Source organism: Nisaea sp., from assembly GCF_965216895.1.
In the GTDB taxonomy this organism is placed as follows: Bacteria; Pseudomonadota; Alphaproteobacteria; order Thalassobaculales; family Thalassobaculaceae; genus Nisaea.
The window spans coordinates 3,832,722-3,846,969 of the sequence record NZ_OZ244205.1 but is presented as its reverse complement, the minus strand read 5'-3'; the positions used below and the strand labels follow the sequence as shown (position 1 = coordinate 3,846,969).

The 14,248-nt window shown below is 65.9% G+C and carries 16 protein-coding genes; 5 read left to right on the top strand and 11 right to left on the bottom strand.

Going from position 1 to position 14,248, the window contains the following annotated elements; genetic code table 11:
- Positions 1-2 precede the first annotated feature (2 nt).
- The 10 genes from ACOOE1_RS18335 to ccmA form a co-directional block, all read right to left on the bottom strand.
- A complete protein-coding gene (locus ACOOE1_RS18335; RefSeq protein ID WP_420403650.1) occupies positions 3-794 on the bottom strand; it encodes an ABC transporter ATP-binding protein in 792 nt (263 codons plus the stop codon).
- Positions 795-908: 114 nt separating this feature from the next.
- Positions 909-2,360: a c-type cytochrome biogenesis protein CcmI gene (gene ccmI / locus ACOOE1_RS18330; RefSeq protein ID WP_420403649.1), complete on the bottom strand. Its 1,452-nt coding sequence runs from the start codon at positions 2,358-2,360 to the stop codon at positions 909-911.
- On the bottom strand, positions 2,360-2,842 hold the full coding sequence (locus ACOOE1_RS18325; protein WP_420403648.1) for a cytochrome c-type biogenesis protein: 483 nt from the start codon (positions 2,840-2,842) through the stop codon (positions 2,360-2,362). Before ACOOE1_RS18325 ends, ccmI begins: the two co-directional genes overlap by 1 nt.
- Positions 2,839-3,384 carry a DsbE family thiol:disulfide interchange protein gene (locus ACOOE1_RS18320; RefSeq protein WP_420403647.1) on the bottom strand — a complete coding sequence of 182 codons (546 nt, stop codon included), beginning with the start codon at positions 3,382-3,384 and terminating at the stop codon, positions 2,839-2,841. The genes ACOOE1_RS18325 and ACOOE1_RS18320 overlap by 4 nt, the downstream gene beginning before the upstream one ends.
- A 1-nt stretch (position 3,385) precedes the next feature.
- The gene (locus ACOOE1_RS18315) at positions 3,386-5,380 is read right to left on the bottom strand and encodes a heme lyase CcmF/NrfE family subunit (RefSeq protein WP_420403646.1); all 1,995 of its coding nucleotides are present in this window, start codon (positions 5,378-5,380) and stop codon (positions 3,386-3,388) included.
- Positions 5,377-5,823 carry a cytochrome c maturation protein CcmE gene (gene ccmE / locus ACOOE1_RS18310; RefSeq protein ID WP_420403645.1) on the bottom strand — a complete coding sequence of 149 codons (447 nt, stop codon included), beginning with the start codon at positions 5,821-5,823 and terminating at the stop codon, positions 5,377-5,379. Before ccmE ends, ACOOE1_RS18315 begins: the two co-directional genes overlap by 4 nt.
- Complete coding sequence (ccmD, locus tag ACOOE1_RS18305) at positions 5,813-6,025, bottom strand: heme exporter protein CcmD (RefSeq protein ID WP_420403644.1); 213 nt, start codon at positions 6,023-6,025, stop codon at positions 5,813-5,815. The genes ccmE and ccmD overlap by 11 nt, the downstream gene beginning before the upstream one ends.
- Positions 6,026-6,101: 76 nt before the next feature.
- Positions 6,102-6,827 (bottom strand): heme ABC transporter permease, encoded by a 726-nt coding sequence (locus ACOOE1_RS18300; protein ID WP_420403643.1) that lies wholly within the window; start codon positions 6,825-6,827, stop codon positions 6,102-6,104.
- Between the two features lie 70 nt (positions 6,828-6,897).
- Positions 6,898-7,563: a heme exporter protein CcmB gene (gene ccmB, locus ACOOE1_RS18295; RefSeq protein ID WP_420403642.1), complete on the bottom strand. Its 666-nt coding sequence runs from the start codon at positions 7,561-7,563 to the stop codon at positions 6,898-6,900.
- 7 nt (positions 7,564-7,570) lie between these two features.
- Positions 7,571-8,257 carry a heme ABC exporter ATP-binding protein CcmA gene (gene ccmA / locus ACOOE1_RS18290; protein WP_420403641.1) on the bottom strand — a complete coding sequence of 229 codons (687 nt, stop codon included), beginning with the start codon at positions 8,255-8,257 and terminating at the stop codon, positions 7,571-7,573.
- A gap of 396 nt (positions 8,258-8,653) precedes the next feature.
- Here ccmA and ACOOE1_RS18285 point away from each other — a divergent pair, with 396 nt between their 5' ends.
- From ACOOE1_RS18285 to ACOOE1_RS18275, 3 genes are all read left to right on the top strand, one after another.
- A complete protein-coding gene (locus tag ACOOE1_RS18285) occupies positions 8,654-9,847 on the top strand; it encodes a CaiB/BaiF CoA transferase family protein (RefSeq protein WP_420403640.1) in 1,194 nt (397 codons plus the stop codon).
- 20 nt (positions 9,848-9,867) lie between these two features.
- Positions 9,868-10,665: an enoyl-CoA hydratase gene (locus ACOOE1_RS18280; protein ID WP_420403639.1), complete on the top strand. Its 798-nt coding sequence runs from the start codon at positions 9,868-9,870 to the stop codon at positions 10,663-10,665.
- An 86-nt stretch (positions 10,666-10,751) separates the two neighbouring features.
- Entirely contained in the window at positions 10,752-11,642 is an 891-nt protein-coding gene (locus tag ACOOE1_RS18275) for a sulfotransferase family protein (RefSeq protein ID WP_420403638.1), read from the top strand.
- Positions 11,643-11,680: 38 nt separating this feature from the next.
- Here the strand turns inward: ACOOE1_RS18275 and ACOOE1_RS18270 are convergent, their stop codons facing one another.
- The gene (locus ACOOE1_RS18270; protein ID WP_420403637.1) at positions 11,681-11,896 is read right to left on the bottom strand and encodes a hypothetical protein; all 216 of its coding nucleotides are present in this window, start codon (positions 11,894-11,896) and stop codon (positions 11,681-11,683) included.
- A 58-nt stretch (positions 11,897-11,954) separates the two neighbouring features.
- Here ACOOE1_RS18270 and ACOOE1_RS18265 point away from each other — a divergent pair, with 58 nt between their 5' ends.
- Positions 11,955-13,385 (top strand): amidase, encoded by a 1,431-nt coding sequence (locus ACOOE1_RS18265; protein ID WP_420403636.1) that lies wholly within the window; start codon positions 11,955-11,957, stop codon positions 13,383-13,385.
- Between the two features lie 136 nt (positions 13,386-13,521).
- Positions 13,522-14,184, top strand: coding sequence for an HAD family hydrolase (locus ACOOE1_RS18260; protein ID WP_420403635.1), 663 nt, complete (start codon positions 13,522-13,524; stop codon positions 14,182-14,184).
- The last annotated feature ends 64 nt before the right edge of the window (positions 14,185-14,248 follow it).

Below are 14,248 nucleotides of genomic sequence, written 5' to 3'. Positions count from 1 at the left end.
CATCAGCGGTTCCGTTTCACGAACTGGCGGCAGCGTTCCGATCGCGGGTCGTCGAACACCTGTTCGGGCGGCCCCTGTTCTTCCACACGCCCCTCGTGCAGAAAGACAATCTCGTTCGAGACGTCGCGAGCGAAATCGATTTCGTGGGTGACGATGATCATCGTACGCCCCTCCTCGGCGAGCTGGCGCATCACGAGGAGCACCTCGCCGACGAGTTCGGGGTCGAGCGCGGAGGTCGGCTCGTCGAACAGCATCACCTGAGGCTCCATCGCGAGAGCGCGCGCGATCGCGCAGCGCTGCTGCTGGCCGCCGGAAAGATGGCTCGGATACTGGTCCCGCTTGTCGCCGATGCCGACTTTTTCGAGCAAGGCTTCGGCGCGGGCGATCGCCTCTTCCCGCGGGACCTTCAGCACATGGACCGGCGCCTCGATGACATTCTCCAGCACGGTCATGTGGGTCCAGAGGTTGAAGTTCTGGAACACCATGGAGAGGCGCGAGCGGATACGGTCGACCTGGCGCATGTCGGCCGGTTGCTGGGTACCGTTCGGTCCCGGCTTCATGGCGATGGTCTCGCCGTTCACCGAGACAATTCCGCGATCGGGAATCTCGAGCAGATTGATGCAACGCAAAAACGTGCTCTTGCCGCTGCCGGAGGATCCGATCATCGAGATGACGTCGCCCTGGCGGGCCTCGAGGGAAACGCCCTTGAGCACTTCGAGGCCGGCGAAGCTCTTGTGCAGGTCCTTGACGACCAACGCAGCCGATGCGGAGTCCGGCGCGTGCGCTACAGCCATGTTATCGCAATCCCAACGGTGACGGTCAGGCGCAGCATAATGGCCATTCCAGAACCGGCAAGATTTATGTCACGAAATCGACATGAAATCGGCGCCGGGCGGACATGCTTTCGCCTAACCCCCGAGGGCTTCGATTCGCCGCTCCAGCATGCCGCGAGCCGGCGCATCCGGGCCCATTTTCTCGAGCAGGGCGCTCCAGAGCGTCTTCGCGGTTGCGGCATCGCCGCGGTTCGCGGCGACGAGTCCGCCATAAAACAGACCGTCCGGACTGTCGGGCGCGATCTCGCGGATATGCGCCACCAGCGCCGCGAACTCCTCCGTGATCCCGCTTTCCGGCGTGCCGGGCGGGAAAAGGGCGCGTGCATAGTCGAGCTGGATCTGAAGGTCTTCCGGCGCCAGCCGGGCTGCGTTGGCATGCGCTTTCAGCGCGTCCCCGGTGCGGCCGAGCACGCCGTAGGCGCGCGCAAGCCGGATCCATCCGTCAAGATCGTCGGGCTCCTGTTCGAGCCGGGTTGCCAGCCGGTCGACCATGGACTGGATCATCGCCGAGCGATCCTCGGCACTCATGTCCCGGGCCGCCTGGACATCGTCCTCCGTCGGGCCGGGCGCGGCACGCTGCTCCCGTTCCGCTGCCCGAAGGGAGGCAACGTCGATCCCAGCTTCGGCTCCGGCCTCGTCGATCCGCTGGGTGACCAGGGCTTTCCATGGCGCATCCGGAGGTGTGTCCGCCTCCAGCGCAATCCACCATTTCAGCGCGCCGGCGGGGTCCGCCGCCTGGCTGCGCGCGAGGCCGAGATAGTAGCGCGAGCGTGGTTCCTGCGGCTGCGCCAGATTGACCTTGCGAAAATCCTCGACCGCGGCCGGCGGAACCGTGCCGTCCGCCGCCAGGACCAGTGCTTCACCGCGCGCGGCGGCAAATTGAAGATTGTCCGGGACTAGGTCGAGAGCCCGCCCATAGGCCGCCACGGCTTCCCGGTATCGCTCGGTCACCATGTAGGACCGGGCGAGCAGCGCCCAGCCGTCGGCATCCTCCGGGTTGGCTTTCAGTTTCTCTTCAAGACCGGCGACCATCTCGGCAACGCCCGGCTGGGCAGCAGCGCCGGCCGGCTCGGCGGGTTGCGCGGCCGGTTGCGGCTGATGTGCCATTCGGACGGTGCCCGCACCGTCCGTCCGCTTGTCCAGGGGCAGGTCCGGCAACCCGGGACTGCCGACCGCGACATAGGTCAGCAAGGCACCGGCGGGCAGCAGGAAAATCACCAGCATGGCCGCGGCAAGACGGCGCTTGCGGGTCGCCGCGGGAGACGAACCGTCCCCCCGGCCGTGCTCCGATGCCGCCGCCAGCATGCGGCGCTGGACCTCGACCCTGGCCGCCTCGAACTCCTCGTCGCCGAGACGTCCGGCGTCCAGATCCCGTTCGAGCTCGCTCAGCTGGTCGCGATAGACCGCAAGCGCCTCGTCTCCGGCCTCGCGTTCCGCACCCGCCTCGCCACCGGCGGAAAGCACCGGCCAGAGCAGCAGCAGAATTGTACCGAAGGTCAGCACTCCGGCGACGATCCAAAACACCATCAGGCTTTCCGATCCTGCTCGTCCAGAAGCGCCGCAATGCGCCGTTGCTCGTCTTCGTTGAGAGGCGCCGGAGTCACGCTTTCCGTCCCGCCACCGCGCCGGCGGAGGAGAAAGACGGCGACGCCGATAGCGCCAAGAACACCGACCGCCAGCGGTCCGTACCAGAGCACATAGGTCGAACTTTTCACTGGCGGCTTGAGCAGCACGAAATCGCCGTAGCGCTCGACAAGGTAGTCCTTGATTTCCGCGTCACTGTCACCGGCGACGAGCCGTTCGCGGAGCAGTACGCGGAGATCCTTTGCGAGTCCCGCATTGCTGTCGTCGATCGACTGGTTCTGGCAGACCAGACAGCGGATCTCCTTGCCGAGTTCCCGTGCCCGCGCCTCCAGGGCCGGGTCTTTCAGCATTTCCGCCGGCTCCACCGCCAGGGCGGGCAGCGCGAGACAGGCGAGTACGAGGCCGAGGAACAGGTTTCGTTTCATCCCCTGCCCGCCTTCAGCTGCTCGACCATCGGAAGAATCGTGTCGTTCAGCGCCGTGCCGGTCAGCGGCCCGACATGGCGATACCGGATATGACCCTCGGCATCGACCAGATAGGTCTCCGGCACACCGTAGACCCCCCAGTCGATGGCCACGCGGCCGTCCGGGTCTACGCCGATGCGGCCGAACGGATCGCCGAGTTCGCGGAGCCAGCCGACGGCGGCTTCCGGACGATCCTTGTAGTTGATCCCGACCAGCGGCACGCGGCCCTCGGCCGAAAGCCGCATCAGGATAGGATGCTCCACCCGGCAGGGCCCGCACCAGGAGGCGAAGAAATTCACCAGCTTGACCTCGCCCTTGAGATCCTCGGGACCGAAGCCCGGCTTGCCCTGCAGCAGCGGCGGCAGGGCGTGTCCCGGCGCCGGTTTGTCGATCAGCACCGACGGCAGGAGGCGCGGATCCTTCTTGCTCAGGATCGGAATGGTGAAATAACCGGCAATGACCGCGAAGACGAGCAGCGGCAGCAGATAGAGCAATCGCGCCATCTCAGTCGGCACCTTCCGCAACGGCAGGGCCGCCCGGCCGCCTTGCAGACCGCTTCGGCGCGCCGACACGCAGGCGGCGGTCGGAAAGCGAGAACAGGCCGCCAAGCACCATGATCATCGCCCCGGTCCAGATCCAGGGCACCAGCGGCTTGACCCAGACCCGCACGATGACCCCCTCGGCCGCACTGCCCTCCCCGATCGCGACATAAAGATCGCCGGCGATGCCGGAACGGATCGCCGCCTCCGTCGTCGGCATCTGCTGCACCGGGTAGAGCCGGCGCTCGGGGCGAAGCACAGCGAAAGGCGCGCCGTCTCTTGTGACGCTCAATGTCGCGGTATCAGCAAAATAGTTGGGTCCCTGTGTCCGCTCGAATTTGTCCAGAACGATCTCGTACTGGCCGAGGGTCATGCTGTCGCCCGGCTTCGCGACCACCACGAGTTCGCGCGTCCAGTTGGTCTCGCCTGTGGCGCCGCAGATGAAGATTGCGATGCCGATATGGGCAAGGCTCATGCCATAGGCCGCGCCCGGAAGCTTCACCAGGCGGCGCAGGCTCTCGCCGAAGGGGATGCGGAACAGCCGAACGCGCTCGGCGAGCTCCGTCACGACCCCGCCGGCGACCCAGGCGGCAAAGCCGAAGCCGAGGACCGGGGCCAGCGGCGCCTCGTCCGACAGCACCAGGATGCCGCCGGCCACCACGACCGTGAACAGCGCGCTGACCCAGAGCTTCTCGACGGCAACACGCAGATTGCCCCGCTTCCACGGCAGCAGCGGACCGAGTGCCAGCAGCACAAGCAGCGGGATCATCACCGGCACGAATGTCGCGTTGAAGAACGGCGCACCGACCGAGACCTTGTCGCCGGTCATGGCGTCGAGGAACAGCGGGTAGAGCGTGCCGATGAAGACCGTCGCCGTCGCCACGCTGAGGATCAGGTTGTTCAGCACCAGCCCGCCCTCGCGGGACACCGGCGCGAACAGGCCGCTCGCCTTCAGGGCCGGGGCGCGGATCGCGAACAGCGTCAGCGAGCCGCCGACCGCAACGATCAGGATGCCGAGGATGAACAGGCCGCGTTCCGGGTCGACGGCAAAGGCATGCACCGAGGTCAGGATGCCGGAACGGACCAGGAAGGTGCCCATCAGGCTGAGCGAGAAGGTGATGATCGCCAGCAGGATGGTCCAGGCCTTCAGCGCGTCGCGCTTTTCCACCACGATGGCGGAATGCAGGAGCGCGGTGCCGGCGAGCCAGGGCATGAAACTCGCGTTCTCCACCGGGTCCCAGAACCACCAGCCGCCCCAGCCGAGCTCGTAATAGGCCCACCAGCTGCCGAGCGTGATCCCGGCGGTGAGAAAGGTCCAGGCCCCGAGCGTCCAGGGCCGGACCCAGCGCGCCCAGGCCGGATCGACCTTGCCCTCGATCAGCGCCGCCATGGCGAAGGAGAAGGCGAGCGAGAAGCCGACATAGCCGACATAGAGCATCGGCGGATGGAAGGCGAGACCGGGGTCCTGCAGCAGCGGATTGAGATCGCGGCCGTCGAGCGGTGCCGGGTCGAGCCGCGCGAACGGGTTCGAGGTCAGCAGGATGAAGGCGAGGAAGGCGAGCCCGATCAGTCCCTGGACGGAAATGACCCGCGCCTTCAGCGTGTCCGGAAGCTGGCGCCCGAAGGCCGCCACGGCAAAGCCGAACAGGGCGAGAATGAGAACCCAGAACAGCATCGAGCCCTCATGGTTCCCCCAGACCCCGGAGATCTTGTAGAGCAGCGGTTTGAGGCTGTGGGAATTCTCCGCCACATTGGCGACGGAGAAATCGGAGGTCAGATAGGCATGGGTCAGCGCCCCGAAGGAGATCGCGATCAGCAGGAACTGCGCGGAAGCGGCCGGTCCGGCGAACGCCATCAGGGCCCGGTCGCGCCGGGCCGCGCCATAGAGCGGCACCGCCGACTGGGCGAGTGCGACGAAAAAGGCGAGCGTCAGCGCGTAATGGCCGATTTCGGCGATCATTGCTTCTCCGTGGCGTGCTGCCAGCGACCTGATTTCTTGAGTGCGTCCGCGACCTCGCGGGGCATGTAGTTCTCGTCATGCTTGGCGAGCACCTCGCTCGCATTGAAGACGCCGCCGTCGAACTTGCCTTCCGCAACGACGCCCTGCCCCTCGCGGAACAGGTCCGGCAATGCGCCGCGATAGACCACCTTCACGGAATGTTCGAGATCCGTGACGGTGAACTCCGTCCGCAGCCCATTCTCGAAACTGGCAACGCTGTTTTCCGCGACCAGCCCGCCGACGCGGATCCGCCGGTCGGGCCCGACCTCCTTCGCCTGCAGGTCGGTCGGGCTGAAGAAGAAGACGAGATTCTCCTCGAACGCGGTGAGCACCAGCGCTGCGGCGGCCCCAAGCATGGTCAGTCCGATCAGAACGATCGAAAGGCGGCGTCTCTTAGGCGTCATTGGCCATTTCCTCCGCGCGCGTTTGGCTCCGGCGCTGCCGGCGTCCGCCGACGCGTTCTTCAAGCGCCGTCAACTCGCGGTCCCGCGCACGCATTGCACTCACGGAAGCGATCAGCATTCCGACGAGCAAGACGAAAACGACGGCATAGGACGACCAGACATAGGCCGCATATCCGCCCATTTCGAGAAAGTCTCTCAGCATCCCGCTCCGCGTTCATTCAGTGACATAGATCATTTAGCCTGGAGACCTCCGGTTCAAGGCGACTTTGCGTCGCGCCTCATGCCGGGTCCGAGAGACGCAGCAGCCGGATCCGTCGCGCCGTCAGTTCGCCCCGCATCCGCACGATCAGCAGATAGAGGAAATAGAGCTTGAAGGCTGCGGCCATCAGCATCAGCGGCAGCAGCATCGAGGGGTCGATCGCCGGCCCGTCCATGCGCGCAACGCTCGCCGGCTGATGCAGCGTGTTCCACCAGTCGACGGAGAACTTGATGATCGGGATGTTCACCACACCGACCAGCAGCAGGATCGCCCCCGCTTTCGAGCCGCGCTCAGGATCATCGAACGCGTTCACCAGCGCGATATAGCCGAGATAGAGGAAAAACAGGATCAGCACCGAGGTCAGTCGCGCGTCCCAGACCCACCAGGTGCCCCACATCGGCTGCCCCCAGAGCGATCCTGTAACCAGCGCCATCAGGGTGAAACCGGCGCCGATGGGCGCGGCCGCCTGCGCCGCGACATCGGCGAGCGGATGTTTCCAGATCAGGAAACTGGCCGCCGCCACCGCCATCATCGTGTAGACGAACATCGCCATCCAGGCCGACGGGACATGGACATACATGATCCGCACGGTCTCGCCCTGCTGGTAATCCGGCGGCGAGGCGACAAGGCCGTAGTAGAGCCCGGCGGCACCGGTCGCGATGCCGAGCACCATGATCCAGGGTTGCAGGCGCGCCGCAAGCCGCATGAAGCGTGCCGGATTGGCAAACCAGTGGAACCAGTTCATCGGCGCATCATCTCCCGTTGCCGGCCTTGTCCGACCGTTCCGTCCGTTGAACACCAACCGGCGCGAAAACTCAACTCACAGCCTGTCGCAAGGCCGCCGCCGTCGCCCAGGGCGCGAGCGGCAGGGTGGCGAGCAGCATCGCCCCGATGATCAGCAACTGGGCCTTGGAGGAATGCCCCGTCACCGCGGCCTCGATCGCCGAGACCCCGAAGATCAGCAGAGGGATGGTGAGCGGCAGCACCAGCAGCGCGACCAGCGCTCCTGCCCGCCGTGCGCCGAGCACGAGGGCGGCGCCGATCCCGCCCAGCAGGCTGAGCACCGGCGTGCCCAGCGCCATGGTGGCGAGCAGTACCGGGTAGGCGTCGGCCTGCATGTTCATGAAGAGCCCGAGCAGCGGCGCGATCAGCAGCATCGGCAACCCCGTGGTCAGCCAGTGCGCCAGGCACTTGCCGAGCACCAGGAGCTCCAGCGGCGCCGGTGCCAGCAGCATGAGCTCAAGCGTGCCGTCGTCATAGTCCGACTGAAACATCCGATCGAGCGAGAGCATCGCGGCCAGCAGGGCCGCGACCCAGACGATGCCGGCGGAAATCCGCTCCAGAACGCCGGGCTCCGGCCCGACGCCAAGCGGAAACAGGGTGACGACGATGACGAAGAACATCAGCGCCATGGCGGCGTCGCTGCCCTGCCGTAGGGCGAGCGAGAGATCGCGGCGGACGATGGCGAGAAACGCGTTCATGACATCCTCATACCGCGGTGCCGAACAAGTCGCCGGCCGCATCCGGATCCGCCGGCACGGGGGCAAAGGCGGAGAGATCGAGTTCCGCCACCCCGTCACCGGTCTCGAAGCGGATATGTGTCGCGGCGACAACCATGCCCCCGCGTGCGCGATGTGCGGAAATCGCCTGTTCGAGGGCCGCGACACCGTCCGAATCGAGGCCTACCGTCGGTTCGTCGAGGATCCAGAGCGGCGCCTCGCCGACCAGCAGGCGGGCGAGCGCGAGACGGCGTTTCTGTCCGGAAGAGAGATAACGTGCCGGAAAATCGGCTCTGTGGGCGATCCCGAACCGGTCCAGCGCCGCACCGACAGAAAGGCCCGTTCCACCGCGCAACTCGCGCCAGAATGTGAGAAGCTCCTCTGCCGACATGGCCGGTTTGGCGGCATCGGCATGGCCGACATAGTGCAGACGCCCGATATGCCCTGCCGGATCGTCGTGAACGGATGCACCGTCCCAGGTCATGCTCCCCGCCTCCGTCCGCACGAGCGACGCCATGACGCGGAGCAGGCTGGACTTGCCGCTCCCGTTCGGCCCGCGGAGGATCAGCGCACCGCCTGCGGCCAGGGTGAAATCGAGCCGGTCAAAGACCAGGCGCCCGCCCCTGCGGCAGCGCAGGGCACTCCCCTCGAAGCGGTGATCGTCGAAAGTTTCCATGAAAGCAACGTCCTCGCCCCCTGGCCACCCGCAGGGGTGGGCTCACAATAGGGGAGGTTGCGGCGCGCCTCAACGCGTCAGGGCGCCGCGTGCGAAATCCGGATTTCGGGCAAAGAAAGCGGCGCCGGTCTGGGGGAGGGGGGAATGCGGCGCCGCTTTTCAAGGTCCCGACTCTTCAAGAGAGCCGGAGAAGGGGACCAGTTCTTGACGGAACGTCCGCCAAGTCGGTTTACCGGTAACTGCCGGTATATGAAAAATATAGGAACCGGACATGGCGATTTCGAGGTCTGTGAGTGTATTTTTTCCGGCCAATCACGAAAAACCGTCGCCAATGGCCGTTTCCTTTCGCCGGCGCATGGTTCAGATATAAAAAACCATCTTCAGGGGAGAAGTACATTGCCCGCGATTCACGCTTCCGACGCCCTCTCCCGCTTCACGGTCCTGGACCTGACGCGGGTCCGTTCCGGTCCGACCTGCGTGCGCCAGCTCGCCGACTGGGGGGCCAACGTCATAAAGATCGAACTGCCCGAGGCGATGGAGGCCGGGAACCAGCTCGGCGGCGCGCGCGAGGGCTCCGACTTCCAGAACCTGCACCGCAACAAGCGGGCGATGACGCTGAATCTGAAGGATCCCGAAGGTCTCGCCATCCTGAAGAAGATGGCAAGGACCGCGGACGTCATCGTGGAGAATTTCCGCCCCGACGTGAAACAGCGCCTCGGCATCGACTACGAGACCCTGGCGAAGGATAACCCAGGGCTCGTCTATGCCTCGATCTCCGGCTTCGGCCAGGACGGCCCCTATGCCAAGCGGCCCGGCTTCGACCAGATCGCCCAGGGGATGGGCGGACTGATGTCGATCACCGGCGCCCCGGGCGAGGGTCCGATGCGGGTCGGCATTCCGGTCGCGGACCTGACCGCCGGCATCTTCGCCTCCCAGGGCATCATGCTGGCGCTGCTGGAGCGCGAGGCGTCCGGCAAGGGGCAGTGGGTGCACACTTCTCTCCTGCAGGCGCAGATCTTCATGCTCGACTTCCAGGCCTCGCGCTGGACCATGAGCGGCGAGGTCGCGAAACAGGCCGGCAACAACCATCCGACCAGCATCCCGACCGGCGTCTTCAAGACCAGCGACGGCTACATGAACATCGCGGTCTCCGGCGAGAAGATCTGGACCCGGTTCTGCGAGGCGATCGGACGCCCCGACCTGCCGGAGAACCCGGACTTTAACACCGGGCCCGCCCGCTCGGAGAACCGGGACACGCTGAACGCCATCATTCAGGACGTCATCCAGACCGAGACGACCAAGCACTGGGTCGACCTCTTCAACACGGAAGGCGTCCCTGCCGGGCCGATCTACAATATCGACCAGACCTTCGCCGACCCTCAGGTCAAGCATCTCGGCATGCAGCAGAGTGTGCATTCGAAGGAACTCGGCGATATCGACCTTGTCGCCCAGCCGATCACCCTCTCCCGCACGCCGAGCAAGTTCGTCGCCGCGCCGCCCGCCTACGGCGAGCACACCGACGAGATCCTGGGCGAACTCGGCATGAGCGCCGAGGAGATCCAGGCCCTGCGCGACAAGCAGGTCATCTGAGCCGAACCGAAAGAAGAGCCATGCCCGCAAGTGCCCCGCAACCGATCCTGACCGAGTTCAAGAACGGCATCGCCCGCCTGATCTTCAACAACCCGGCCCGCCACAACGCCATGTCGCTGGAGATGTGGACCCACGGCGCCGAACTGCTGGAGGCCTTCGGGCGGGATGACAATGTCCGCGCCATCCTCCTGACCGGAGCGGGCAGCGAGGCCTTCGTCGCCGGCGCGGACATCTCCAAGTTCGGCGACGAGCGGGCGAGCCGGGAGGCGGTGGAGACCTACGACCGTGCCGTCGCCCGCTTCCAGCAGGTCATGCGGTCGCTTGAGAAGCCGACCATCGCGCGCATCAACGGATTCTGCATCGGCGGCGGCCTCGCCGTCGCGATCGAGTGCGACATTCGGGTCTGCTCGGAGAAATCGCGCTTCTCGGTGCCGGCGGCCAAGCTCGGAATCGGCTATGCGATGGACGGCATCCGCCGTCTGCGCACCCTCGTCGGTCCGGCCTTCGCCGCCGAGATCTTCTACACGGCCCGCCAGTTCACCGCCGCCGAGGCGGTGATGATGGGACTGGTCAACCGGGCCCTGCCGGAAGCCGAGCTCGACGCCCATGTCGAGGACCTGCTCGCCCGCATCTCCGAGAACGCGCCGCTCGCCATTCACACCGCGAAACGGGCGCTGATCGAGCTGGAGAAGCCGGAAGAGGACCAGGACGCGGCGGCCTGCGACGCGCTGGTGCTGAAATGCATGGAGAGCGAGGATTACGTCGAGGGACGGACCGCCTTCATGGAAAAGCGAAAGCCGGTTTTCCGCGGACGCTAAGCTGGTCTAGATTGCGGCCCGCGAATCAACCGTGAGCGGACCCGCGCCGGAATGCGGCCGGATCCGCCGCCTTCGAGGACGTCCGAATGCCCGATCCGTTCGACGCAATACATGCGCGGCTGCTGGAACTGCCGGTCTTCTTTGTCGGCGGCATGCCGCGCTCCGGCACGACCTGGACGCAGCAATTGCTGAACGCGCACCCGAACGTGCTCTGCATGGGCGAGTCGCGCTTCTTCGAGGACCTGATCCCGAACCTCTACGAGATGCTGAAGGGCTACAGCCAGCGTCGCCACGATCTGGTCGACACCTGGGGGCCGGGCGTCAGCGGGCTGCGGGGCGTTCATATGGGCCCCGTCTTCAAGGCTTCCTTCGCCTCCCTCGCCGGCGCCAATCTCGGGAACAAGGATGCCGAACGCCTCGTCACGGTCGGCGAGAAGACGCCGGACAACATTACCAGCCTCCGCCGTCTCTGGCAGATCTATCCGGAGGCCCGCGTCATCCATGTGATCCGCGATCCGCGCGACGGGGCGGTGTCAGGCTATATCCGCTTCAATAAGAAACTGGCCGGGCACATCTCCCGCGAGGACTATATCCCCTCCTATTGCGAGCAGTGGCGCAACCGCATCCTGGAGGCGCGCAAGCTTGCCGAGGGCCATGCCTTCATGGAAGTGCGCTACGAGGATCTGCACGCGGATCCGGAAAACACCGCGGCAAGACTGTTCCGCTTCATCGGTGCCCCGGACGATCCGGACCTGGTCGCGGCGGCGGTCGAGACAACAAGCTTCGAGAGCCTTTCCGGCGGCCGCAGACGCGGCGAGGCGGATGCCCGCTCGCACTACCGCCAGGGCGTCGTCGGCGGCTGGCGCGAGGAGCTGACGGAGTCGGAACGGGCCGCCGCGATCAAAGCCGCGGAGCCGGTGCTGTCGGAACTCGGTTATCTGGAGCCGGAACAACAGGCAGCATCGGGCAGCGTATAAGGCCCGACGGCGGCCAGCCATCCGCCTGCAATCCGGTTCTACCCAGCGAACCGGCCATTGAACGGCACCCCCGAGAACAGCGTCACCAAATGCGCCGCGAGCACGAGGCAGGTGACGACGGCGAAAATCTGGATCATCGTATAGGGGATCAGGGTAACATTCCCTGGAAGCCGTTCCTTGCGGTCCTGCATGCGCGCGAACGCGAAGACCAGGGCCGCCGCGGCAAGTGCGATCAAAGTGGTCAGGAGGTCCATGCGCACCTAAGTAATCTAAGGGAACCCAACGATAAGAACGACAGGGGGAAACATAAGCATGAGCGTTGCCAACCGCCAGCCGGCCGAGACCGACGGCAACTATGATCCGGCCAGCCAGAAACTGCTCACCTTCCACGACGCGGTCCCGGCCTTCCGGGACGGAAGCGACAGCCCACGCGCCTATCTGGAGCGCTGCCTCGAAGTAATCGAGAAGCGGGAGCCGGAGGTCCAGGCCTGGGTCACGATCAACCGCGAGGGCGCCCGCAAGGCCGCCGACGAGGCGAGTGCGCGCTACAAGGCCGGCAAACAGCTTTCCCCCATCGACGGCATGCCGATCGGCATCAAGGATCTCTTCATGACGAAGGATATGCCGACAGAGATGGGCAGCCCGCTCTTCAAGGGCAACCGGACCGACGCGGACAGCGCGCATGTCTACGGACTGCGCATGTCCGGCGCGGTTATTCTCGGCAAGACGGTCACGACGGAGCTCGGCTTCTCGCACCCCGGACCGACTCGCAACCCGTTTGATCCCGAGCGCACGCCCGGCGGCTCCTCCAGCGGCTCGGCCGCCGCGATCGGCGCGGGCATGGTACCCGCCACCATCGGCTCTCAGGTCGTCGGTTCGGTGATCCGCCCTGCGAGCTTCTGCGGCAATTACGCGATCAAGCCGACGCTCGGCGCGCTGAATCGGGGCGAGCGGGCGGGCGGCCTCAGCCAGAGCCATATCGGCGTCCATGCAGGCGCGCTCGAAGACATGTGGGCGGTCGCCTACCAGATCGCGGCGACGGCCGGCGGCGATGCCGGCTATCCCGGCCTCTATGGCGAGGAACGCCCCTCCGGACCGAAAAAGCCGACCCATCTCATCCTGCTGCAGACCGAGGGCTGGGAGACGCTGGACGCCACCACCCGCGCCGCCTTCGAGAAAATCCTCGAGCAGCTGCGCCGGCAGGAGATCCAGATCCTGACCCGGGCCGACAGCCCGACGATCGATGCCTGCGAGGTGGCGATGTCGGAGAGTCTCAAGCTCGCCCGCGATATCTGCTGCTGGGAACTGCGCTGGACCCTGCGCAACCTCGCCGAGAAGGACCGCAGCCTGATGAGCGACAGTCTGCTGCAGCGCCTTTCCCTGGCGGAGGGCATGAGCCTCTCGGATTACCGGACCGCGCTCGACCAGCGCGAGCGGATGCGGACCCGGTTCAAAGCCCTCGCTCCGTTTGCGGATGGCTGCATCACCCTTTCCTCGGCCGGCATCGCCCCGCCGTTCGACGGCTCCGGCAATGTCGGCGAGCCGGGCATCACGCACCAGACCGGCCTGCCCGCGTTCAACGCGGCGACCTCGGCCCTTGGCGTACCCGCAATCACCTTGCCTCTGATGGCTGTCTCGGGCATGCCCGTCGGCGTCCAGCTCGTCGGCCAGGCGCATCGCGACCAGGATCTCACCGGCCTCGCCGCCTGGATGCGGGAGAATGTGAAGCCGGTCTCGCTGTAGGACATTTCCGCTCCATCACCCCGGCAGACGCCGGGGTGACGGATATTATGGTTCGATGAAGTCGTTCCCTCGCCGGTGACAGAGCACTGGGAATCCCCTACATCATAACCCTCGCCTTCCGCTGCACCGGTCTCCCATGTTCTCCGCCATCATCTTCGACTGCGACGGCGTGCTCATCAATTCCGAGTCGATCCTGCGCGCCTACCACATCCGGCATCTCGCGGCGCTCGGCCTGCATTACGACCCCACGACCTACAGCCGCCGGTTCAAGGGAAAGGCCTGGCCACAGTTCGTTGCGCTGATCGAGGAAGAATACCGGGAGAAGCACGGCACAGCACTTCCGGCGAACTGTTTCGACAACGTCCGGGACGACACCTGGGCCGAGTACCGGCGCGCGCTGACCCCGACCGAGGGCATCGCCACCCTGCTCACCACCCTGACCCTCCCCAAGGCCGTCGCCTCGAACAGCGGCGCGACATCGCTGGAACGGAAACTGCGTCATACCGGCCTGCTGAAGCATTTCGACCCGCACCTTGTCTCGCTCGACCATGTCGCCCAGGGCAAACCGGCGCCGGACATGTTTTTGCTCGCCGCAGAACGGCTCGGCGCCGCTCCCGCGGACTGTCTCGTCATAGAGGACAGCACCACCGGCGTTTCCGCGGCGACCAGGGCCGGGATGACCTCCTGGGGCTATGTCGGGGAAAGCGGCGGCGATGCGGACCTGCCGGACCAGCTGCGCGCCGCCGGCGCGAGCGAGATCTTCGTCCATCACGACGAGATCCGGCAACGGCTGGGATAGCTTTTCTCAATCTCGAACGTCATCCCGGACGGGATCCGGGATCCTCGGGCGACCACCCCGCCAT